The sequence below is a fragment of the Pseudomonas sp. B1-22 genome, from assembly GCF_050474425.1.
Lineage (GTDB): Bacteria > Pseudomonadota > Gammaproteobacteria > Pseudomonadales > Pseudomonadaceae > Pseudomonas.
Map to the genome: position 1 here is coordinate 580,645 of NZ_JBCHVH010000005.1, position 21,814 is coordinate 602,458.

Sequence of the window (21,814 nt, forward strand, 5' to 3'; positions counted from 1 at the left end):
GCTTGTGGCTCAAAGCTGGCCGAGAATCGGCGTATTGACCTTCACGTCGGCGTTCTGCGCGCGGTGACGCAGCAGGTGGTCGAGCAGCACGATGGCCATCATCGCCTCGGCGATGGGGGTGGCGCGGATGCCCACGCACGGGTCGTGGCGGCCCTTGGTGATCACGTCCACCGGGTTGCCGTCGACGTCGATGGAACGGCCGGGAGTGGTGATGCTGGAGGTCGGCTTGAGCGCCAGGTGGGCGATGATCGGCTGGCCGCTGGAAATGCCGCCAAGAATGCCGCCGGCATTGTTGGACAGGAAGCCTTCCGGGGTCAGCTCGTCGCGGTGCTCGGTGCCGCGCTGGGCGACGCTGGCGAAGCCGGCGCCGATTTCCACGCCCTTCACCGCGTTGATGCTCATCAGCGCGTGGGCCAGTTCGGCGTCCAGGCGGTCGAAGATCGGCTCGCCCAGGCCCGGCGGTACGCCTTCGGCGACCACGGTGATCTTCGCGCCGACCGAATCCTGGTCACGGCGCAGCTGGTCCATGTAGGCCTCCAGCTCCGGCACCTTGTCCGGGTCGGGACTGAAGAAGGCGTTGTCTTCGACGCTGTCCCAGGTCTTGAAGGGGATTTCGATCGGGCCGAGCTGGCTCATGTAGCCGCGCACGCTGATGCCCATGCCCGCCAGCACCTTCTTGGCGATGGCGCCGGCGGCCACGCGCATGGCGGTCTCGCGCGCCGAGGAACGACCGCCGCCACGGTAGTCGCGGATGCCGTACTTGTGGTGGTAGGTGTAGTCGGCGTGGGCCGGGCGGAACAGGTCCTTGATCGCCGAGTAGTCCTTGGACTTCTGGTCGGTATTGCGGATCAGCAGGCCGATCGGGGTGCCGGTGGTCTTGCCCTCGAACACGCCGGAGAGGATTTCCACCTCGTCGGCTTCCTGGCGCTGGGTGGTGTGGCGGCTGGTGCCGGGCTTGCGGCGGTCCAGGTCGCGCTGCAGGTCTTCCAGGGAAATCTCCAGGCCGGGCGGGCAGCCGTCGACGATGGCGACCAGCGCCGGGCCGTGGCTTTCGCCAGCGGTGGTGACGGTGAACAGCTTGCCGTAGGTGTTGCCGGACATGCGAGGCTCCGCGGAAGACAGGGGATCGAAAAGGCCGAGCAGTATACCTGCGTCAATCCGCCCTGCGAACCTTCCGCGACAGGGAGAGTCAAAGCGCCATCACCCCCGCCTGAAGTCTTCGATGCGCCGTCTCGCCCTCCTCTGTCTCTGCCTGTTCGCCGGCCTCCTCGGTTCGACCGTCCACGCCACACCCAGCAGCATCCTGCAGCGCCCCTATGACCTGGACACCGGCCACGGCGTACTGCGCGGCACCCTGCTGTTGCCGCAGAGCGCCACCCCGCCGCCGCTCGCCCTGCTGATCGCCGGCTCCGGCCCCACCGACCGCGACGGCAACAACCCCGAGGGCGGCCAGAACGCCTACCTGCGCAAGCTGGCCGAGGCGCTGGCGGAAAACGGCATCGCCAGCGTGCGCTACGACAAGCGCGGCGTGGCCCGCAGCTTGCCGGCAGCGCCACGGGAGGAAGAACTCAGCGTCGAAGGCTACGTCGCCGACGTGGTCGCCTGGAGCGACAGGCTGGCGCGCGACCCGCGTTTCGGCCGCCAGGTACTGATCGGCCACAGCGAAGGCGCGTTGATCGCCAGCCTGGCCGCCCCGGCGTCCCATGCCGACGAACTGGTGTCGATTTCCGGCAGTTCCCGCCCCATCGGCGAGGTGCTGCGCGAGCAGTTGCAGGGCCGTCTGCCGCCGCTTCTGCTGGCCCAGGCCAGCCAGCTGATCGACGGTCTCAACGCCGGCCAATTGCAACCGCGGGTGCCGCAGCCGTTGCTCGCGCTGTTCCGCCCCAGCGTGCAGCCCTACCTGATTTCGCTGTTCCGCCAGGACCCGGCCCGCGCCTTCGCCGCGCTGAAGATGCCGACGCTGATCCTCCAGGGCCGCCACGACATCCAGGTCGGCGAGGAAGACGCCCTGGCGCTCAAGCAGGCAAAGCCCGACAGCCAGCTGTACCTGATCGACGGCATGAACCACATCCTGCGCATCGTCCCGGCCAGCGGCCCACAGCAACTGGCCTCCTACAACAACCCCAACCTGCCCTTGGCGCGGGAACTGGTGCAGCGCATCGTCGCCTTCGTGAAGACCACCCGCACCCTCCCCGACGCCACCCTCGCATCATCTGGAGCGGACGTCTCAAGAAACGCCGCGATCCGTCGATAACTCTCGGTACAGCCCGGCCACGCCCTCCGGGCTCGAGGATCGCCCCATGAGCCAAGCCGAATCCACTTCCGTCGACGAAAGTGCCGCCCAGAGCGCTGCCCGCCATCATCCGTGGGCGGAACTGGGCCCGGAGCACTACCGCCTGCTGCGCCTGGCGCCGCTGCCTACCGACCGCACTACCGGCGCGCGCCCGCTGCGTTTCGTCCAGCTCGGACGGGTCGAACGCCACAACGCCGAGCAGAGCCTGCTGCGCCTGACCGTGCAGGTGCCCGGCCAGGTGCTGCGCAAGGAAGTGAACCTGCTGGAGGTCTGGGCGGACCACCGCAACAAGGAAATCCGCTTCGGCGCCGACTCAGGCTTCGCCACCGAACCGATGAACCGGGGCCTGGGCCGCTTCCTGCTGGCCCAGGGCGTGGCCTGGGCAAAGAAGAAATGGGCGCACTACCGGGTCGAGGGTGGTGCGCTGGCGATGAAGGACGCCATGAACGAAGAGGCCCGTCAGCGCCGCGACCACTTCCTCCGCGCCCAGGGCTTCGACGTGATCTACGAGGATTCGCGACTGCTCAAGGCGCGCTATCACGCCGGCCGGGTCAGCGAGCTGTACGACGATTGGCACAAGGAGAAGGTGCAGATCCTGCCGCTGCTGGATGCCGCCGCGATGCTCGAACAGGCCGACCAGAACCTCGCCACCCAGGCCAATGAAATCCGTCGCCTGGAGCAGCGCATCGAAACCTTCCGCCGCGACGACACCAGCCTGCGCTTCACCATCGGCTGCCTGACGGTGTTCGCGGTGTTCCAGGCGGGGCTGTTGATCTGGATTGCCACGCATTGAGGCGTAACGCCCTGCCGACCTGCCGGAGGGGCCGGCGAACAATCGCGGACGAAGTCCGCTCCTACCCAAAGCTCACCCTCGCATAGGAGCGGACTTCGTCCGCGATTGGCTGAAGCCCGCTCGGACTCAGGCTTTGACGCGGGACTTGAATAGCGCCTGATGCTCCCGGCACTGCTGCGCCGACAACAGGAACACTCCATGCCCGCCGTACTCGAACTCAAGCCAGGTGAAGTCCACCTCCGGATAGAGCGCCGCCACATGCACCTGGCTGTTGCCCACCTCGACGATCAGGCTGCCGCGCTCGGTCAGGTGGTCCGCCGCCTCGGCCAGCATGCGCCGTACCAGGTCCAGGCCATCGTCGCCGCAGGCCAGGCCCAGCGCCGGCTCGTGGTGGTATTCGGCCGGCATGTCGGCGAAGTCTTCGGCATCGACATAGGGCGGGTTGGACACGATCAGGTCGAAGCGCTGCCCCGGCAGGCCGGAGAAGCCGTCGCCCTGCACGGTGTAGACGCGCTCACCCAGCTCGTGGCGCTCGATATTGATGTTCGCCACTTCCAGGGCATCGAAGGACAGGTCGCCCAGCACCACCTCGGCATCGGGGAAGGCGCTGGCGCAGGCGATGCCGATGCAGCCCGAACCGGTGCAGAGGTCGAGGATGCGCGCCGGATCATCCGCCAGCCAGGGCTCGAAGCGGCGCTCGATCAGTTCGGCGATGGGTGAGCGCGGCACCAGCACGCGCTCGTCGATCACGAACGGCAACCCGCAGAACCAGGCCTCGCCCAGCAGGTAGGCGGTGGGTACGCGCTCTTCGATGCGCCGGCGCAGCAGGTGCATCAGGTACTCGCGTTCCTCGTCCTCCAGGCGGCAATCCAGGTAGGCATCGGCCACTTCCCATGGCAGATGCAGCGCGCCCAGCACGAGTTGACGGGCCTCGTCCCAGGCGTTGTCGGTGCCATGCCCGAAGAACAGCTCCTCGGCGTGGAAACGGCTGACCGCCCAGCGGATGTGGTCACGCAGGGTCAGCAAACGGGATTCTGTCACGGCGCAGTCCTCGCAGCTCGCAAAAAGGGGCGCATTCTACCGGAACAGCGACCCGCTGGCGCGCCCCGACCAGCTATCGTTGTTCTTGCCAATACCACTTTGGAGCGAGTTCGCAAAGATTCACAGGGGGCGCGTTACAGCCCACAATGGTGGCACGTGGAAATTCAGGAGTTGAGACATGTCCCATCCGCTCAGCATGCTGCAGATCAGTGGACGCGGGTATCCGCCGGCCGCGCTGCGCCAGAGCACCCTGTTGATCATCGATGCCCAGGAAGAGTACCGCAGCGGCGTACTGGCCCTGCCGGACCTGGATGCGGCGGTGGCGCAGATCCGCCTGCTGCTGGAGACGGCCCGGGCCATGGGCACCCCGATCGTCCATGTGCATCACCTGGGCGTGCGTGGCGGCGTGCTCGACCCGCAAGGCCCGCGTGGCCAGTTCCTCCCCGAGCTCGCCCCGCTGCCGGGCGAAGTGGTGGTGGACAAGCGCCTGCCGAACGCCTTCGCCGGCACCGATCTGCATGACCGTCTGCAGGCCAACGGCCGTCTCGACGTGATCGTCTGCGGTTTCATGACCCATTCGAGCATCAGCACCACCGTGCGTGCCGCCAAGGACTACGGTTACCGCTGCACCCTGGTGGACGCCGCCTGCGCCACTCGCGACATCCCCACCCCGGAAGGCGGCGTGCTGGCCGCCCGCGACCTGCATCGCGCTGAGATCGCCGCCCTGGGCGACAACTTCGCGGCGGTGGTGTCGCAGGCCCAGGCACTGGTCTGACACCGTCCGTCCCGACGGGCGGCAGCCACAACGCTCAGCGGTTAGGCTCAGCTAAGGCGCAGAGCCCGTGGCCCGGCGGAAGCCGGGCCCGCCGCGCTTCCCGCACCCGGGGTTGGAACCCCTCCAACCCTGACCGGTCATAGCCTCGTTCAGCAGATGAGGAAGTCGGGATGAAGTTGTCCGATAGTTTCAATTCGCGCTCCCTGCGTCCCAAGCGACCGGGACGCTGGCGCTGGCGCTTCGCCGCCGCCCTGGCCGCGGTGATCGCCACCCTCGGCATTCTTTCGACGATGGCCGGGGTCGCCGCGCTGTTGCGTCGCCAGCCCGCCGTGGGCGTGCTGCACATCGAACCGGGCGCCGGCGCCGTCCTGCTGGTCATCGGCCTGCTCGGCCTGTGGCTGGGCGTGATGTTCTGGCGCGCCGCCCGCCGCCGGGCTCGGGGCCGCGAGGGCCTGAGCCTGTCGCCACGGCTGATGAAGAAGCGCGACTGAGCACCCGCGCAGCGGCGCGCGAATTTCCGTAGGACGGACCCGATCCGCTACACTGCGCGGCTCTTCGAGGAGGTGCGCATGCAAGACGACGACTTTTCCCAATTCGCCCGCGAGATGCGCGGCGTCAAGCGCATCACCGTGGACCAGGCCGATACCGGCAAGCCCAAGGCCGACCGCAAGCAGCTCAAGGAGCTGCGGCAGAACGCGACCGTGCGCGTCGAGAACATCCGGGTGGACGGCCTCTCCGACCAGTTCGTCATCGATGTCGGCCCCGAGGACGAACTCTACTGGGCCCGCGACGGCGTCCAGGAAGGCCAGATGCGCAAGCTCAAGGCCGGCCAGATCGGCTTCGAAGGCAGCCTCGACCTGCACGGCATGAAGATCGAAAAGGCCCGCGAAACCCTCTGGGACTTCATCGCCGAAGCCACCCGCTTCGAGGTCCGCTGCGTCCGCGTCACCCATGGCAAGGCCGCGCGCATCGACGGCAAGAGCCCGATGATGAAGAGCCACGTGAACACCTGGCTGCGCCAGCACCCGCAGGTGCTCGGCTTCGCCTCCTGCCTGCCGCGCCACGGCGGCACCGGCGCCATCTACGTCATGCTGCGGCGCACCATGCTCGAAGGCCGCGACGAGTAATCCGGCCGGACAGCGATGGGCGCCAGCCGGGCAGGCATAACGCGCCAACCGGCACTCCACCCTTGCCAGCCAAGGCCGCGCGCCCTACCCTGCGCCACGGTTCTCATATTTGTCATTGCCACAGGTAGATCCATGTCCCTGGAACAAAACTACTCCGCGATCCTCAGCCAGCTCGGTGAGGACGTCACCCGCGAAGGTCTGGTCGACACGCCCAAGCGTGCCGCCAAAGCCATGCAGTACCTCTGCCGTGGCTACCAGCAGACGCTGGAGGAGATCGTCAACGGCGCCCTGTTCAGCTCCGACAACAGCGAAATGGTGCTGGTCAAGGACATCGAGCTCTACTCGCTGTGCGAGCACCACCTGCTGCCCTTCATCGGCAAGGCCCACGTCGCCTACATCCCCAACGGCAAGGTGCTGGGCCTGTCCAAGGTCGCGCGCATCGTCGACATGTACGCCCGTCGCCTGCAGATCCAGGAAAACATGTCGCGGCAGATCGCCGAGGCCGTGCAGCAGGTCACCGGCGCGCTGGGCGTGGCCGTGGTGATCGAGGCCAAGCACATGTGCATGATGATGCGCGGCGTTGAGAAGCAGAACTCCTCGATGGTCACCTCGGTGATGCTCGGCGAGTTCCGCGAGAACGCCGCTACCCGCAGCGAGTTCCTCAGCCTGATCCGCTGAGGCGAACCGCCGCCATGAAAAAACCGGCCCTCGGGCCGGTTTTTTTGTGCCAGTCGATCAGCGCGTGTAGTAACCCACCGCAACCATGTAGTGACCGACCTTGCGCAGGAAGGCGTGCTTGTGCTCCACCTGGGTGGTCACCGGGTTGCGCCACTGGTATTCGAATTCCCCCTCCCCCTTGACCTTCGCCAGATCCAGCATGGCGGGGCCGACGGGGTTGCCGCCCGGATCCTTCAGCGAGGCGAAGTCGGTGCCGACCATACGGCTGTTGAAGCCGTGGGCGACGAACTTCGAAGTATCGAGATCGACGGCGAACACGTAGAGATCGTCCTCGATGAAGTTGCTATCGAGCGCGTTGATCTTGCGGAATGTGCCATCCGGATCAGCCTCGATGGCTTTCACCGCCTTGTCCAGCATCGCCACTGCCCGCTCCGGTGTGGCGCGCGGCAGGTAGTAGCCGGTGGCGATGAAACGGTCACCCACCCGCTCGTAGTACACATGCTTGCGCTCGACGCGGCCATCGGCCCAGTTCTTCCAGCGGTAGTCCGCCTGCTGCACCTTGCCGGTCGCCGGCTGGGCGAGCGTTTTGGCGAACTGTTCGCGCAGGGCGGGATCGAGCGTCGTCGATACGTCGCGGCCGATCAGCACCACCGAGGGCCCGCCGCTGGCGAGCATGGTGCCCTTGCTGTCCACCACGAAGACGTAGAGATCACCATCGACGAACTCGCCCTGGCGGCTGAACGCCGCAAAGGCCTTGTCTCCTTCCTTCTTGTAGTAGTTCACCGCCTTGGCCAGCAAGGCCTGGGCGCGCTTGGCCTCGCTCGGCGCGGAGGCCTGGGCGGCGAACAGGGAGAAGGAAGACGTCAACAGGGAAACCAGCAAAAGCGATTTCAACAGCGTTTTCATACCGATGAACCCCCAATGGCCTATCTCGTCGTTATGTAGCACTGAGCATAGATAGCCTTTGGGGGTTCGCGTCGCGAATAGGCCGATATCCCTGATGATTCAGCCGAAGAAGCGCTTCATCGAACGCGACAGCCAGCCTCCCTGGCTCTGGTCGCGGGTCAGTTCCTGCATGCTGGACTTCACCGACTCCACGTAGTTGGCGTCGTCGCTGCGGATGTGGTTGAACAGCCAGCGGCCCAGCAGCCCCTTGAGTTCATCGGCCACATCCTCGCCGGACTCGAAGCGCATGCGGTAATCGGAGACCCGCTTGATGAACAGCTCGTGCACCTTCTTGTGGGCGCGGGTGAACAGGTAGCCGGAATCCTCCAGCAGGGTCTCCTCGAAGGCGAAATGCGACAGGGTGTAGTCGACCAGCTCCTCGATCACGCTGCCCAGCAGCGCCCGGTCGTGCTGGGCCTGTGCGTCGTGCAGCTGGTTGATCATTTCGACGATGCGCTTGTGCTGCGTATCGATTACCTGAATCCCGGTATCGAGATCGTCCTGCCAGACCAGATAGGCCATCTTTCCCCCTCACCCGCCGGGCCACGACACTGCCTGCCACTCGCACCCGGCCACATCAGATCGACCGCATGCAGCCGGGCAAGGTTAGAGAGGGCGAAGCGAAGCCATCATGATGCGGGTCAAGTGAAATTATCCTAAGGCCATGATATTTGGCGCTTTTTAGACGAAAGTCGCATGAAGCCCATCCCTGTAGGAGCGGGCCATGCCCGTGATCGCGCCCATGGGGCGCTCCTACAGGGGGCATGTCGACATGAACAAAAACGCCGCTTCACGGGAAGCGGCGTTTTCAGGAGCGGAACGCTCAGCCCTGCATGGTCACATGCCGGGGATGGTCGGCCACCCGCGCCAGCCACGCGTTGATCGCCGGGAAGTCCGACAGATCGAAACTGCCCTGGTGCGCCACGTGGGTGTAGGCGTACAGGGTGATGTCGGCAATGGAGTAGCTGTCGCCCACCAGGTACGGTGTCTGCTCCAGTTGCTTCTCCATCACCTTCAGCGCCTTGTAGCCGCCCTTGTGGCAGGCGAGGTACTCCTCGCGGCGCTCCTCGGGCAGGCCGAGGTAGAGCTCGATGAAGCGCGCCACCGCCACGTAGGGCTCGTGGCTGTACTGCTCGAAGAACTGCCATTGCAGCACCTGGGTGCGCAGGCGCGGTTCGCTGGGCAGCAGCTCGCTGCCGTCGGCGAGGAAATTGAGGATGGCGTTGGATTCCCACAAGCAGGTGCCGTCTTCCAGCTCCAGCACCGGCACCTTGCCGTTGGGGTTCTTCGCCAGGAATTCGGGGGTCTGGGTCTCGCCCTTGAGGATATCGATGTCGCGCCACTGGTAAGGCAGGCCGAGCAGGTGCAGGGCCAGCTTGACCTTGTAGCAGTTGCCGGAGAGTCGATCGCCGTAGACGGTGTACATGCTCACTCCTTAGTTGGCCTTGGCCGCTTGCGCGTCGCGGATCACCGCGGCCAGGCGGCGCAGGCCCTCGCCCGCACGCTCCGGCGCCACGTGGCTGAAGTTCAGCCGCAGGTAGCCGGGGTTGGCATCCGGCTGGGTGAAGAAGGGTTCGCCGGGCATGAAGGCTACGTTCTGCGCCAGGGCCGCGTCGAGCAGCGTGCGGGTATCCAGCGGCTGCTTGAGCTTCAGCCAGAAGAACAGGCCGCCCTGCGGCACGTTCCACTCGGCCAGCTCGGCGAAATGCTCCTCCAGCTGCGCCTGCATGGCGTCGCAGCGGATGCGGTAGAAGTCGCGCAGCTCGGCCAGGTGGCCACGATAGGCCTCGGTGCCGAACCACTGCAGCGCCTGCCACTGGCCGACGCGGTTGGTGTGCAGGTCGGCGGACTGCTTCAGGCGCAGCAGGTGCGGGAACAGGTCCGGGGTGGCGATCAGGAAGCCGACGCGCAGGCCCGGCAGCAGCGTCTTGGAGACGGTGCCGGTGTAGATCCAGCTGGCCTTCTTCAGGCGACTGACCAGCGGGGTCGCGGCGCCATCGTCGAACACCAGCTCGCGGTAGGGTTCGTCCTCGATCAGGGGCACGCCGAACTCGTCGAGCAGGGCGGCGACCTCATCGCGGCGCTGCTCGCTGTAGCGCACGCCGGACGGATTCTGGAAGGTCGGGATCAGGTAAGCGAAGGACGGCTTGCTGGTCTCCAGGCGCTGGCGCAGGGCCGCGACGTCCGGACCTTCGGCGCCCAGCGGCACGGTCAGGCAGTTTGCCCCGAACAGCTGGAAGGCCTGCAGCGCGGCCAGGTAGGTCGGCGCTTCGAGCAGCACTTCGGTGCCCGGATCGATGAACAGCTTGCTGGCCAGGTCCAGGGTCTGCTGCGAACCGCTGACGATCAGCACCTGGCTCGCCTCGCAGGGCACGCCCAGGGCGCGCGCCTCGGCGGCAATCGCCTCGCGCAGCGCCGGCTCGCCCTCGCTCATGCCGTACTGGCCCATGCTCCTGGGCATCTCGGCCCATTCGACCTTCGGCAGCATCGGCTCGGCGGGCAGGCCGCCGGCGAAGGACATCACTTCCGGACGCTGCGCCGCAGCCAGGATTTCACGGATCAGGGAGCTTTTCAGACGGGCAATGCGTTCGGAGAAGGCCATGGGGGTCACCGGTAGCGGGAGCACGGAAAAATAAGTCAAACTGCTTGACCGAAGCTACGACGCCCACGACGGATACGTCAATATGCCTGACCTAATAAAAAGCGAACTTCAACTCCAGGCCATCGAAGCCTTCTTCTACAGCTACCGAGCCTTCACCGCGAAGCCCGACGAGATGCTCGCCCGCCGTGGGCTGAGCCGCGTCCACCACCGCATCCTGTTCTTCATCGCGCGCAATCCGGGCCTGAGCGTCAGCCAGTTGCTGGCCGCCCTGGGCGTGACCAAGCAGGCGCTGAACACCCCGCTGCGGCAACTGCTGGAAATGAGCCTGATCCGCAGCGAAGCGGCCGACAGCGACAAGCGCAAGCGCCTGCTGGAGCTGACCGCCGAAGGCAGCAAACTGGAAAAGGCCCTGCGCCGCGAGCAGGACCGCCTGCTGCAGCGCGCCTTCAGCGAGGCCGGCGAGGATGCGGTGAAAGGCTGGATGGCGGTGAACCAGGCCATCGCCCACCCGCAGGAGCACGATTAACCCGACGCGCTCTCCAGCTCCCGCGCACCCCGCAGGAACATCAGCGCCAGCGGGACGGTGCTGGCCATCGCCAGCAGGGTGCCGGGCACGAACAGGATGACCGTCGCCAGGCACCCGCCGACCATCACGTCGAACCAGCCCATCACCTTCACCGTGGGGTATGGCAGCGGGATCTTCAGCACGCGGATGCCGTACCACAGCTGGGCGATGCCACTGGGCAGGAACATCAGCAGGAACGCCAGCGTCGCGGCACTGTGCACCTCGTTGAACTCGACGTCGAACACCATGCTGTGGACCTGCATCAGCACCGCCATGGTGATCGAGATCGCCATTGGCCAGCGCAAGCCACGAGCAGCGAAGCGATCCTCGAGGAAGCGGGTGCAGCGCCAGGTCAGGAAGCAGCCGAGCAATACGCTCAGCACACTCATCCACACCTCCAACTGGACGACGGCCGAGGCACCGGGCAGGCGATTGACGACCGACAGCCCGAGCAGGGCCAGCTCGGTCAGCAGCATGGCCAGGCTCAACCCCGCGAGCAGCCGCAAACCGCCGGCGCTCCAGCGCCCATGCAGGAAAGGCTCCGGCGCACGCGCGTCCACCAGCTCCACCTTCGGCGCGGCGTAAGGGTTCTCGTCCAAGGGACATTGGCTCCAGGCTGAGGTTGCAGAAGCAACATACTTCGCCGGGGCGGTGCTTGCCCAGCGCGACTGTACGGCCCACTCGGCCACTGGCTGTTACGGGACAGCCCCCACCACCGGCAGTAGTCTGCAAGCACAGTCATCCCACAGAAGAACAAGACCGGTACTGAGCCATGCCCATCGAACTCCTCGGCGCCTTCGTGCTGTTCGCCTTCGTCACCTCCATCACCCCCGGCCCCAACAACATGATGTTGCTGGCCTCGGGCGTGAACTTCGGCGTGCGCCGCACCATTCCGCACATGCTCGGCATCAGCATCGGCTTCCTGCTGCTGGTGGTCGCCGTCGGCCTGGGCCTGCACCAGCTGTTCGAGCGTTTCCCGGCCACCTATACCGCGCTGCGCTACGCTGGCGGCGCCTACCTGCTGTACCTGGCGTGGAAGATCGCCCGCTCCGGCGCGCCCGAGGCCAAGGGCGAGCACAGCGCCAGGCCGATGACATTCCTCCAGGCTGCCGCCTTCCAGTGGGTCAACCCCAAGGCCTGGGTGATGGCCGTGGGCGCCATCGCCACCTACCTGCCAGCCAACAGCTGGATCGGCAACGTGGTGCTGATCGCCACCCTGTTCGCCGTGGTCAACCTGCCCAGCGTGGGCGTCTGGACGGTGCTCGGCAGCCTGCTGCGGCGCTGGCTGGAAGACCCGCTGCGACTTCGCCTGTTCAACGTCGGCATGGCGGCGCTGCTGGTCGCTTCGCTCTACCCTCTGTTCACCCGCACCTGATGGAAGTTCGTGCATGACTGACACCACTCCCGCCTCCGCGCCGCTGCGCCCGCTGGCAGACTCCTCCCCCGCCGCCATCGTCGCCGGGTTCGTCGCCATGCTCACCGGCTACACCAGCTCGCTGGTGCTGATGTTCCAGGCCGGCCAGGCAGCGGGGCTGACCACCGCGCAGATTTCCTCGTGGATCTGGGCGCTGTCCATCGGCATGGCGCTGACCACCATCGGCCTGACCCTGCGTTACCGCACGCCCATCGTCATCGCCTGGTCCACCCCCGGCGCCGCACTGCTGATCAGCAGCCTGCCCGGCGTGCCCTATGGCGAAGCCATCGGCGCCTTCATCGTCTGCGCCGGGTTGATCACCCTGTGCGGTGTCACCGGCAGCTTCGACCGCCTGATGCGCCAGGTGCCCGGCGCGCTGGCCGCCGCCCTGCTGGCCGGCGTGCTGTTCCGCATCTGCGTGGAAATCCTCCATGCCGCCGAACAGCAAACCCTGCTGGTGGTGGCGATGTTCCTCAGCTACCTGGTGGCCAAGCGCCTGTCGCCACGCTACGCGGTATTCGCTGCGCTGCTGGTGGGCGTCGCCCTCGCCGGCTTCCTCGGGCTGCTCGACTTCAGCCACTTCCAGCTGGAAATCGCCCGACCGGTATGGACCATGCCGAGCTTCTCGCTGGCCGCCACCATCAGCATTGGCATCCCGCTGTTCATCGTGGCGATGGCCTCGCAGAACATGCCGGGGCTGGCCGTGCTGCGCGCCGACGGCTACCAGGTGCCCGCCTCGCCGTTGATTTCGGTGACCGGCATCGCCTCGTTGCTGCTCGCCCCCTTCGGCTCCCACGGCATCAACCTGGCGGCCATCAGCGCGGCCATCTGCACCGGCCCGGAAGCCCACGAGAATCCGCACAAGCGCTATACCGCCGCGCTCTGGTGCGGGCTGTTCTACGGCGTCGCCGGCATCTTCGGCGCCACCCTGGCGGCGCTGTTTACCGCGTTGCCCAAGGCGCTGGTGCTGTCCATCGCGGCACTGGCCCTGCTCGGCTCGATCACCAACGGCCTGACCAACGCCATGGCCGACGCCCGCCAGCGCGAAGCGGCGATGGTCACCTTCCTGGTCACCGCCTCGGGCTTCACCCTGTTCTCCGTGGGTTCGGCCTTCTGGGGGCTGGTTGCGGGGCTGCTGACCCAACTGGTGCTGAACTGGCGCCGCGCGCCCTGACCGGGCGCGTCGCCCGGCGGCGTGCTCTTCGTAGGAGCGAGCTTGCTCGCGAACAGAGCCTCCCGGCGACTCTGGAGTTGGGCGGGTTCGCGAGCAAGAACGATGGCGTCCCCCTCGCTCCTACAGGTGTTTATCCTGCAACGCGGGTGCAACGGGGAGCCTTCGCGGACATGGATCGGCAACGTGGGGCGGTCGTACGCAGATACACCGCACTGCGCTGCGACTCCATTGCCCCCGTACGACTCGCCCCGTAGGAGCGGACTTCGTCCGCGATAAGCCAGCAGTGCTGAAGCCACAGGCCTGCGGTCAAGCCTCCGGGGCGATTCCGGCAGTGCTGGCCATCAAGCGCTGCTGCAACCGCCAGAGGAAAGCCGTTTCATAGGCGACCCGCTGGCAGCCTCCCTCCTGCTTGTCGCGTCCGATGAACAGAGCGATCCACAGGCTGGACTTATGGTGTTCGCAGAACCAGCGTTCGACACGCTGAACGGCGTCGTCCATGGCGCCCTGGCAGTCTTCCGGCCAGTCCAGGCTCACGCCGGGCTGGCCGTCAGCGGACGGCACGTTGGCCCAGAAGGCCTGGGAAGTTTCGGGTGAATTACGATCCATTGACGGACTCCTTGTCTGCCACGCCCGACCGGCGCGGCCACTGAATGACCGGAATGCCAAACGATCGCCGGGCAAACGGCGCCCGGCGATCTGCCGCATACCTCAGGCGGGCGCGAGCGCCGCTGGGGGCCGGCGAGCAGGACTGCCGAGTAGAAGGATGTCGAGGGAGGTTCGCGGGCGGAGCCCGGGGGTAAAAGCGCGGTAGCGCATCTGCATTGAATTCCTACGTAGTGATTGAGGAACCCACGCACCTATCTTTCCACGGAAGGGTGGCGGGACCGTGCAAGGGTGGAAATACCGGCTACGTAGGACCCGGCCGGGCCGAAGCCCGCCTCGCACGGCCCGCCATAGACAGCAATCGACGGGCACAAAAAAGCGCCAGCCGAACTGCCATGGCGCTACCGCGCCTACGTAAGACAACACCGGGTTTCCACGCCCAGGTCACGACAACCGTCGCGACCCGGAAACCTTACCGGCGGCCTTGCAGGCGCAGCAATGCGCGATGCTACAGGCTCTTCCGATGCTTGTGCAGGACACTTCCCCAGTATCCTGTCGCATTTGCGTAGGATGGGTGGGGCGTAGCGATACCCACCGTCATCCGCCAGCGCTGGGCGGTTCGCGGGCATGGCCCGCTCCTACAGGAATCCCGCAAAGTGCGGTACGCCTTGCAGGGCGCATAACCCGGATCGGGCTATCCGCCATCGCCGTTGCCGCGGATAGCGCAACAGGTCATTCATCCTTGCTACTGATAACTGAAGGTGAAAGTAGCAACGCCGTGTACGCTCCCCGGCACCAGGGTGCCGGTGCGAATGTAACGGGCCGCCAACGGCACCGTGAGCTTCCCGTCCGGCGCGGCACCCAGCGGTATCTGGTTCAAGGTTCCGGGCGCGCTGGCATCCGGCCCAAAGCGGACAGGCGTGCCGTCCTTGAGAATCTGGATGGCCACGCCGGCAGCACTGGAGCCGCTCGCCAGCCCCAGACGATCCGATGAGTTGGTGGGGTTCTGGTTGTCAGTGAACGTCACATAGACGTTCGATCCTGACTGGCAACTGAGGTCCAGCAAGAAGTTGCTCACCCTTGATGAAACACTGTTCACGCTGGGCAACTCCGTGGGAGTGACAGTACCCATATCGACGTCCACCGATTTGGTGTTCACCAGGCACGATGTACTCTGGACCGTAAAATCACTCCCCGTCACCCTGAAATACTCCAGCGAAGCGTCACCCACGAAGAAAATTCCAACCACGCCATTGTTCTGAAAACGGTAGGTACCCGGAGAGATCGGACCAGTCTTGACCAGGTCCACGGTCACATACTGATCGGCCGCGAAGGTGGGTTTGGCATTGGCCCCCTTAACCTGCCGCGCATCCAGCGGACCGAAGTCGGTCAGTGTCGCGTGATAGCCGATACCGCTGGAGGAGGTGAATACCATTCGATTGGTAACGACAGGCCCTGCCTTGTACGCCCAATAGATGTTTCCTCCGCCACCGTCACACGTGGCGTACTGCGCTCCTGCATTAACGCCCGGCACCCTGAATGTCGTGCTGCGCAGGATCGTCCCAACGGGAGCGTCGACCGGCACCGTGATCGCGCTCCCCATCGACAAGGCGAACGAACCCAGTACGGCACTCCGCGTACAGAGCGCTTGCGCCGCACCCGGCAGGACAAGGAACAGACAGAGCGCCTGCGCGATCAAACGCAACGAACAACAACGCCACATGCGGCTCCCCCTCATCATGGGTGAAAACACTGGAAGTCCCCTCATCGTCAAACCCTCCCGTCTACCATAGACACCGGAAAGCGCAGCCACCCATTCTCCTCACCAGCCAACGCTGGGAGCGCCCGCCGAACCGCAAGCGCGCACTTTCTTCCTCCTCACCTCAGAGGGCACAGGGCGCATCCAGGGTTTCCAGTCCGGCGCTGGCAGTTTTGCGGGACGGCACGTTGTAAGTGATCTGGCAGCGTTGCTCTGCACTCAGGGCAACGCTCAATTTGCCGTGATCGCTTTCGACGCGGGCAAATATCTTGCCGCCCTGCCCGACCACACCGACTTCCTGTCCCTTCTCGTTATAAACACTGGCCCCGAACGGCAGCGGGCTGCCATCGGCCTGGCGGCTCTGGACCAGCAGCGCGTGGCCGGTGACCGATTCGAACTTGACCAGCATGACCGAGCCGCTGCGAGGGACCACATCCTGCGTGGTGCTCTTGAGTTCGACATCGTCGGACAAGCCCTTGGGATCCAGCTCCAGGGTATTCACCCGGTAGGCCGTCAGGTACGGCACCACGGCCTGGCCCTGGCCATCGAGCTTGACGTTGCTGGCGCTGCTGACCTGGGCACCGGCAGCGCCGGGGGCGTCGATGACGGCGATGCTGTCGCCCAGGGTCTGGCCGAAGGTGATGCCCTTGGGGTGGGCAACCACGGAGCCGGCGATCCCGGCGGATAGCTGGCGGTAGTCACGGCCCTGGCTCACGGAGCCGTTGAGGATGCCGTAGGAGTCGCGGTACTGGGCGTTGCCACCGAGACTGGCGGCGCCCTGGCCATCGGCCGGATTGTCGTAGGCGCTGGTGATGCCGTAGTTGATCTGGCCGTCCTGGCCGGCGGTGCCGCTCAGGGTGCTCTGCAGGTTGCTGGCACCGCTGCTGCTGCGGCTGACGCTACTGGTGAGGTATGGGCGATTGCTACCGGTGGTGCCGATGGGCAGGGAGACGCTGAGCAAAACCTGGTTCTCGGAGCCACCGAAGGCGTCCTGGGTCCGGGAGGCGCTGACGGAGGTGCTGCCCCAGTTCCAGCTGTGGTTGTAGCCGGACTGGAACTGGGTGTCGGAGCCCGTGTCGTTCCAGTAGTTCTGTACCGAACCGCTGACGAACAGGTAGCCCCGCCCGATGTTCTGGCTGACGTTGATTTCGCTGCGGCTACGGGCACGGCGAATGGCATCGGCGCCACCCTTTTCGTTACCGAACTGCTGGAGCTGGTCGCGGGCGTTCAGGGCATCGTTGAGGCCGAAATAGCCATCGGTGGAATAGCGGTACGAGGCCACGGTGAAGTTGGTGCCGGTGCTCTGGAGAAGCTTGTTGTAGCTGACGCGCAGCGAACGGCCGCTGTACTGCTGGCTCTCCAGGTCGGTGGTGGCCTGGGTCAGGTCCGCGCCGAAAGCGCCGTATTCGGTATTGAGTACGCCGCCGAGCAACAGGGAGGTGTAGCCGTCGGAAAGCGAGCTGCCGGTGTAGGCGGTGACGCTGTTGGTGACGCCGCGCTGGTAGGTGGCCTGGGCGACGTAGGGGCTGTAACCATAGGAGAGGTCCCGCACCTGGCCGACGCTTGCGGTATAGCGCGAGATGCCGGGGCGCAGGGAGCGGGCCACCGAGGAGAACGGCACGGTGAAATGACTTTCCTGGCCGCTGGCTTCGGTCACGGTGACGTCGAGATCGCCGTTGTCGCTGGTAGGATTGAGGTCGCTGATCTCGAAGGCGCCAGGGGCAACGGTTTCCTCGTGGATGATGTAGCCGTTCTGGCGAATGGTGACGCGGGCGTTGGTGGCGGCGATGCCGCGAACCACCGGCGCGTAGCCGCGTTGGGAGTCGGGCAGCATGCGCTCGTCGCTGTTCAGGCGTATGCCGCGCAGGGGGACCGAGTCGAACAGGTCGCCATCGGTATAGGCGTCGCCCAGGGTGAGCTGGGAACGGAGCGAGTCGACGTCGCGCTGGGCGAAGGTGGCAAGGTTCTGCAGGTTTTTGCCGTCCTGCCCCCAGTTGAGCGACGAGCGCTGGCGCAGACGCCAGTCGCCCAGGTTGAGGCCGCCGTTGAGGCTGGCATAGGCGGTCCGCTGATCGCTACCCTGGCTGGTGCTCTGGTAACCGTTGAGGTTGTAGTCCAGGAAGCCAGCGTTGACGCCACGGTCCCAGCGCTCGGGGCTGACGTAGCCGCGCGGGTTGCGGCGCAGCATGGCCTGGGGAATGCTCAGGTCCAGCCGCTGCTCGCCGACATCGACGCTGGCGCTGGCGCCCTCGATGAGGCTGGCAAGGTCGAGGCAGTTGCCGGTCAGTTTGTCCTGCGGCAGTTGGTCGAGCTTGACGCCGAACTGCTCCAGTTGGAGGCGCGAGAAGCAGGCTTTGCCATGGCCGGGCTGGTCGCCGGCGACGAAACGGATGTCCTGGGAGCCGAGCGGCGTTCCGTTGAGCTGCACGGCCAGGTTGTAGACGCCCGGCTCGACCAGGTTGCTCTCACGAAAGCGCGACAGGTTCATCGAACGTGCACCCTGCCCCCAGAGCATGTCGCTCTCGAAGTTGGCCACTTCACCGTCATCCGGCCCCGCCAATGCCAGGCCGCAGCAAAGACCGCTCAGCAGGCAAACGGCCAGCGCCAGCGGTTTGAGCGGGAAGGCCATGAGCTTGGGTGACGGTACATGACATGTGCTGTTCATGATTGAGCCTCGTGGGTGTCCAGCGGACGCCCCTTGTTCTCGGGCATAAACGGGCTCCTCCCGGCGCGTTGGCGGGTGTCTGGACGGAGCCTTGTCGGAAGCGGTTTGAGCGGAGCTGGCCGCTCGGATCAGGGCGCCGTGGCCCGGATGTGCCCGGTGGGCCGTCGACGCGGCCCCGGTACCCGGAGGCGGGATGACGCCTGTGACACGGCGTCTTCAGGAACGGTGATCAGCAGCTTTTCCATGGCTTGAACCCAGGTTCGAAGTGGTCTCCGCCTGGCGGGCCAGTGCGGAAGCGATGGGTTCAGTTTCCGCCTGACGCACGAATCGCCCTACCGTACTTTCCCAACACACATGTAGGAATTCTCCTAACCATTACCCTGCTGTCCACCTGGACGAAGGACGGCCCGCGCAGCCTAGGTACGTGTTTTTGGGGGATGTGGAGGGAAGGTCCGGAGCCAGTGGCTGGCACTGGCCCGAGGAGGAGCGACTGCGGGAAGGTTCAGGGCCTGAGGGACTGGGAATGCTCGATCATGGCGCCCAGGTCGCTGATGCTCGTGTAATCCACCTTGGCGCCCGAAGCGAGGGCGGCGGCACTCTTGAGCGGCAGCACCTTGCGTTCGCCGGGGGCGAGCATGCTGGAGTTGATGTCGAGGGTCGGGCTGACGGTCTGCCCGCCTCCACTCACGCTGACCTTGCCCAGGGAGATGTAGTACGGGCTGTCATTGCGGCATTCCAGTGCCCACTCGGCACCCTTCTGCTGCAGGCGCCATTGCAGTTGCTCGGCTGCGACCGTGGGGTTGCCCGGCAATCCCGCGGGGCGATAGAAGAGTTTCAGGCGGCTGCGGAAGGCGATCTTCAGCTTGTTCTGCCCTTCGGCCGACGACGGGGGAACCTCCAACACGTTGAGCCAGAACAGGGATTCCTTGTCTTGCGGCAGACTCTTCTGCCCGGTGTAGCGGACGCGCAGCGCCTGCCCCTTGCTTGGGTCAATCCGCGCGATGGGCGGGGTGAGCATGAAGGGCGCGGCGGAGGTATCCGGCGTCGCCTGGACGTTGCCTTCATCGATCCAAGACTGCACCAGCATGGGCGACTGGCCGTCGTTGCTCAGCTTGACCGTCACTTCCCGCTGGGCCGCGTCGTACACCACGCGGGTTCCGGTAATCACGATGGAGGCCTGCGCCTGGCCAATCATCAGGCACGCCGCCATCAGCAGCCCCCAGGCACGACTACCGAGCAGAGTACGTTTCATGTGCACCTCGTGTTGAACGTGACGATCCAGACTACGCGAGGGCCGATCGTTGCGATCGCCCTCGCGCTGCACTGCCGGTATTGCGCCGTTATTAGGGGTAAACGATGGAGTAGGTCACGCTGGACTTCACTTCGCCCGCACTCGGGGTCGCCGAGTTGGAGTAGTACTTCACGGTGAAGGGCATGCTGGCGCCGGCACCCGAGATATTAGTGAATGCCGAAGCCGGTGCAGCGCCCAGTTGCAGGGCCGAGCCGTTGCGGAAGACCACCAGGTCCACTTCCGGGGCGCCGCTGCCGGTGTTCTTCAGGCGGCCCTGGGAGGTGACGTTGGCGCCAGGCTCGAAGAAGACCGCCACGCCGGGGTTGCCGCTGACTTCGCTGCCGGTGCAACCGGAGAGGTCGATGGTGAACTGGGTGTCACCACCGGTGGTGCCGACGCCGGCCAGGGAAGTCTTGGAAACGGTCGGCAGGGTGACGGTGCCATCGCCGGTGCCGGCGCCGTTGATCTTGATGGTGCAGGTAACGTCCTGCACCTTGCCGTTGAAGTTGATGGTGCCGTCGGAAGCCTGGGCCTGATGGGCAACAGCGACCAGGGCAACCAAGGTAGCGAGGGAGATCAGGGACTTTTTCATTTGCCAGGTTTCCTACATGAGTCAGGGGAACCCAACCACCGTCGTGGGTGGAGGAGATGGCTAGATTCTGGGTTCCCCCGCTCACTCGCCCTACCGTAATTCCCCTGTCACTGCGTAGGAAAAATCCTGTTGAAGACCCACTTGTTCATGCACGAATAGCTGCGCTTTTCCGAGGTAGTTGAGTGAAGTACATGTAGGGCGATAAATCCGAAGCGTTATCCGCCGGCGGATTCTCCGGAAGCTGTGGCGTTGGGCGCATCGCGGACAGAGTCCGCTAGTCCGCTCCTACAAGATATATCTGCGCTCGGGTTGGCCCTCACCCTAACCCTCTCCCCGGGGGAGAGGGTACTGTTCGGCGCAGGATGCAACCTTGGCGTCAGCCGGCTCGGACTGCTCCCTCTCCCTGAGGAAGAGGGGGAAACCTCAGGCCGTCGCCTCTTCCGGCACAGTCCTGACCACGCCACGGCTCACCCACCAGCCGAAGGCCGCGGCGGTGAAGAACATCAGCACGCCGTAGATCGCCGCCGGGATCGCCATGGTCTTGTTGTTCAGCAGCATGGGGCTGAGCGCCAGGGCGATGGCCAGGGTGCCGTTGTGGATGCCGATCTCCATGCCGATGGCCACCGCCTGTGGCTTGGGCAGCTTGAGCAGGCGCGGCACCCAGTAGCCGACGGCGAGGCTGAGCAGGTTGAAGCACAGCGCTGCCGCGCCAACGATCGGGGCGTACGCGACGAAGGTCGACCAGTCCTTGGCCACCGCCAGAACGATGATCACCAGCAGCAACAGCGCGGAAAGAATCTTCACCGGTTTCTGCAGCGCCGCCGCCAGGCTCGGCAGTTGGCGGCGGATGAGCATGCCGATGGCCACCGGGCCGAGGACGATGATGAATACCTGCACTACCTTGCCGAATTGCAGCGGGATGGTCTGGCCGTCATTCATGAAGTACAGCAGCGACAGGTTGACGATCAGCGGCATGGTGAGGATGGCAATCACCGAGTTCACCGCGGTCAGCGTGATGTTCAGCGCCACGTCACCGTGGGCCAGGTGGCTGTAGAGGTTGGCGGTGGTACCGCCGGGCGCCGCGGCGAGCAGCATCATGCCCACGGCCAGCGCGGCTTCCAGGGCGAAGCCGAGGGTGATGAGGAAGCAGGCCAGCGGCAGCAGGATGATCTGGCAGACCAGCCCGATGATGACCGGTTTGGGATAGCGCACGACGCGGACGAAATCGGCGATCGTCAGGGACAGACCAAGGCCGAGCATGATGATGCCCAGGGAAATGGGCAAGAAGAGTGTCAGCAAGGGGCTGTCGGTCATTGTCGTTATTCTCCAACTGATGTCGGCCGATTCCTTCGGCCGTTACAGCGTTTGTAGCTGGCGTTGAGGGCGAGAACCATTCCTCTCTGTAACAGAATGCGGCGTTTTGTGACGAACGGAGCAGGGTCATGCTGAAGGGCTCCCTGTAGGAGCGCGCCATGCGCGCGATCGCGGGCATGGCCC

At 65.5% G+C, this 21,814-nt stretch carries 22 protein-coding genes; 9 read left to right on the forward strand and 13 right to left on the reverse strand.

Features of this window, described 5'->3' with window-relative positions; translation table 11 throughout:
- Nucleotides 1-9: 9 nt before the first annotated feature.
- Nucleotides 10-1,101: a chorismate synthase gene (gene aroC / locus ACQ5BL_RS21525; protein WP_243807018.1), complete on the reverse strand. Its 1,092-nt coding sequence runs from the start codon at nt 1,099-1,101 to the stop codon at nt 10-12.
- Nucleotides 1,102-1,222: 121 nt separating this feature from the next.
- On the opposite strand from aroC, the gene ACQ5BL_RS21530 reads away from it, so the two are divergent.
- Complete coding sequence (locus ACQ5BL_RS21530) at nt 1,223-2,254, forward strand: alpha/beta hydrolase (protein WP_243807019.1); 1,032 nt, start codon at nt 1,223-1,225, stop codon at nt 2,252-2,254.
- A gap of 46 nt (nt 2,255-2,300) precedes the next feature.
- Nucleotides 2,301-3,086 carry a hypothetical protein gene (locus ACQ5BL_RS21535; RefSeq protein WP_243807020.1) on the forward strand — a complete coding sequence of 262 codons (786 nt, stop codon included), beginning with the start codon at nt 2,301-2,303 and terminating at the stop codon, nt 3,084-3,086.
- A gap of 126 nt (nt 3,087-3,212) precedes the next feature.
- Here ACQ5BL_RS21535 and prmB read toward each other — a convergent pair whose 3' ends face one another.
- Complete coding sequence (gene prmB / locus ACQ5BL_RS21540; RefSeq protein ID WP_207887128.1) at nt 3,213-4,127, reverse strand: 50S ribosomal protein L3 N(5)-glutamine methyltransferase; 915 nt, start codon at nt 4,125-4,127, stop codon at nt 3,213-3,215.
- A gap of 178 nt (nt 4,128-4,305) precedes the next feature.
- Between prmB and ACQ5BL_RS21545 the strand changes: the two genes are divergently transcribed.
- The 4 genes from ACQ5BL_RS21545 to folE all read left to right on the forward strand — a co-directional run bounded on the left by ACQ5BL_RS21545 (nt 4,306) and on the right by folE (nt 6,707).
- Complete coding sequence (locus tag ACQ5BL_RS21545; protein ID WP_207887127.1) at nt 4,306-4,902, forward strand: cysteine hydrolase family protein; 597 nt, start codon at nt 4,306-4,308, stop codon at nt 4,900-4,902.
- Nucleotides 4,903-5,072: 170 nt separating this feature from the next.
- A complete protein-coding gene (locus tag ACQ5BL_RS21550; protein ID WP_207887126.1) occupies nt 5,073-5,393 on the forward strand; it encodes a hypothetical protein in 321 nt (106 codons plus the stop codon).
- 78 nt (nt 5,394-5,471) lie between these two features.
- Nucleotides 5,472-6,029, forward strand: a complete 558-nt coding sequence (locus ACQ5BL_RS21555) for a Smr/MutS family protein (RefSeq protein ID WP_207887125.1) — start codon at nt 5,472-5,474, stop codon at nt 6,027-6,029.
- A 132-nt stretch (nt 6,030-6,161) separates the two neighbouring features.
- Nucleotides 6,162-6,707, forward strand: a complete 546-nt coding sequence (folE, locus tag ACQ5BL_RS21560; protein WP_024765420.1) for a GTP cyclohydrolase I FolE — start codon at nt 6,162-6,164, stop codon at nt 6,705-6,707.
- Nucleotides 6,708-6,764: 57 nt separating this feature from the next.
- On the opposite strand, the gene ACQ5BL_RS21565 is transcribed toward folE, so the two are convergent.
- The 4 genes from ACQ5BL_RS21565 to ACQ5BL_RS21580 form a co-directional block, all read right to left on the reverse strand.
- A complete protein-coding gene (locus ACQ5BL_RS21565; protein WP_243807028.1) occupies nt 6,765-7,613 on the reverse strand; it encodes a cache domain-containing protein in 849 nt (282 codons plus the stop codon).
- Between the two features lie 99 nt (nt 7,614-7,712).
- On the reverse strand, nt 7,713-8,174 hold the full coding sequence (locus tag ACQ5BL_RS21570) for a bacteriohemerythrin (RefSeq protein WP_243807029.1): 462 nt from the start codon (nt 8,172-8,174) through the stop codon (nt 7,713-7,715).
- Nucleotides 8,175-8,475: 301 nt separating this feature from the next.
- Nucleotides 8,476-9,078 (reverse strand): glutathione S-transferase family protein, encoded by a 603-nt coding sequence (locus ACQ5BL_RS21575; RefSeq protein ID WP_243807030.1) that lies wholly within the window; start codon nt 9,076-9,078, stop codon nt 8,476-8,478.
- A 9-nt stretch (nt 9,079-9,087) separates the two neighbouring features.
- A complete protein-coding gene (locus tag ACQ5BL_RS21580) occupies nt 9,088-10,254 on the reverse strand; it encodes a PLP-dependent aminotransferase family protein (protein WP_243807031.1) in 1,167 nt (388 codons plus the stop codon).
- 82 nt (nt 10,255-10,336) lie between these two features.
- Here ACQ5BL_RS21580 and ACQ5BL_RS21585 point away from each other — a divergent pair, with 82 nt between their 5' ends.
- The gene (locus tag ACQ5BL_RS21585) at nt 10,337-10,780 is read left to right on the forward strand and encodes a MarR family winged helix-turn-helix transcriptional regulator (RefSeq protein WP_207887120.1); all 444 of its coding nucleotides are present in this window, start codon (nt 10,337-10,339) and stop codon (nt 10,778-10,780) included.
- Here ACQ5BL_RS21585 and ACQ5BL_RS21590 read toward each other — a convergent pair.
- Complete coding sequence (locus tag ACQ5BL_RS21590) at nt 10,777-11,418, reverse strand: hypothetical protein (RefSeq protein WP_243807032.1); 642 nt, start codon at nt 11,416-11,418, stop codon at nt 10,777-10,779. The two genes, ACQ5BL_RS21585 and ACQ5BL_RS21590, sit on opposite strands and share 4 nt — an antisense overlap.
- A 173-nt stretch (nt 11,419-11,591) precedes the next feature.
- On the opposite strand from ACQ5BL_RS21590, the gene ACQ5BL_RS21595 reads away from it, so the two are divergent.
- Entirely contained in the window at nt 11,592-12,194 is a 603-nt protein-coding gene (locus ACQ5BL_RS21595; RefSeq protein WP_243807033.1) for a LysE family translocator, read from the forward strand.
- 13 nt (nt 12,195-12,207) lie between these two features.
- The gene (locus tag ACQ5BL_RS21600; protein WP_243807034.1) at nt 12,208-13,407 is read left to right on the forward strand and encodes a benzoate/H(+) symporter BenE family transporter; all 1,200 of its coding nucleotides are present in this window, start codon (nt 12,208-12,210) and stop codon (nt 13,405-13,407) included.
- A 306-nt stretch (nt 13,408-13,713) separates the two neighbouring features.
- Here ACQ5BL_RS21600 and ACQ5BL_RS21605 read toward each other — a convergent pair whose 3' ends face one another.
- From ACQ5BL_RS21605 to ACQ5BL_RS21630, 6 genes are all read right to left on the reverse strand, one after another.
- Nucleotides 13,714-14,013, reverse strand: coding sequence for a LasR-specific antiactivator QslA (locus tag ACQ5BL_RS21605; RefSeq protein ID WP_243807035.1), 300 nt, complete (start codon nt 14,011-14,013; stop codon nt 13,714-13,716).
- Nucleotides 14,014-14,755: 742 nt separating this feature from the next.
- Nucleotides 14,756-15,733: a fimbrial protein gene (locus ACQ5BL_RS21610; protein ID WP_243807036.1), complete on the reverse strand. Its 978-nt coding sequence runs from the start codon at nt 15,731-15,733 to the stop codon at nt 14,756-14,758.
- A 160-nt stretch (nt 15,734-15,893) separates the two neighbouring features.
- Entirely contained in the window at nt 15,894-18,434 is a 2,541-nt protein-coding gene (locus ACQ5BL_RS21615; protein ID WP_243807037.1) for a fimbria/pilus outer membrane usher protein, read from the reverse strand.
- Nucleotides 18,435-18,936: 502 nt separating this feature from the next.
- The gene (locus ACQ5BL_RS21620) at nt 18,937-19,686 is read right to left on the reverse strand and encodes a fimbrial biogenesis chaperone (RefSeq protein WP_243807038.1); all 750 of its coding nucleotides are present in this window, start codon (nt 19,684-19,686) and stop codon (nt 18,937-18,939) included.
- Between the two features lie 91 nt (nt 19,687-19,777).
- The gene (locus tag ACQ5BL_RS21625) at nt 19,778-20,317 is read right to left on the reverse strand and encodes a fimbrial protein (protein ID WP_243807039.1); all 540 of its coding nucleotides are present in this window, start codon (nt 20,315-20,317) and stop codon (nt 19,778-19,780) included.
- A gap of 423 nt (nt 20,318-20,740) precedes the next feature.
- Nucleotides 20,741-21,631 (reverse strand): bile acid:sodium symporter family protein, encoded by an 891-nt coding sequence (locus ACQ5BL_RS21630; RefSeq protein WP_243807040.1) that lies wholly within the window; start codon nt 21,629-21,631, stop codon nt 20,741-20,743.
- Nucleotides 21,632-21,814 lie beyond the last annotated feature (183 nt).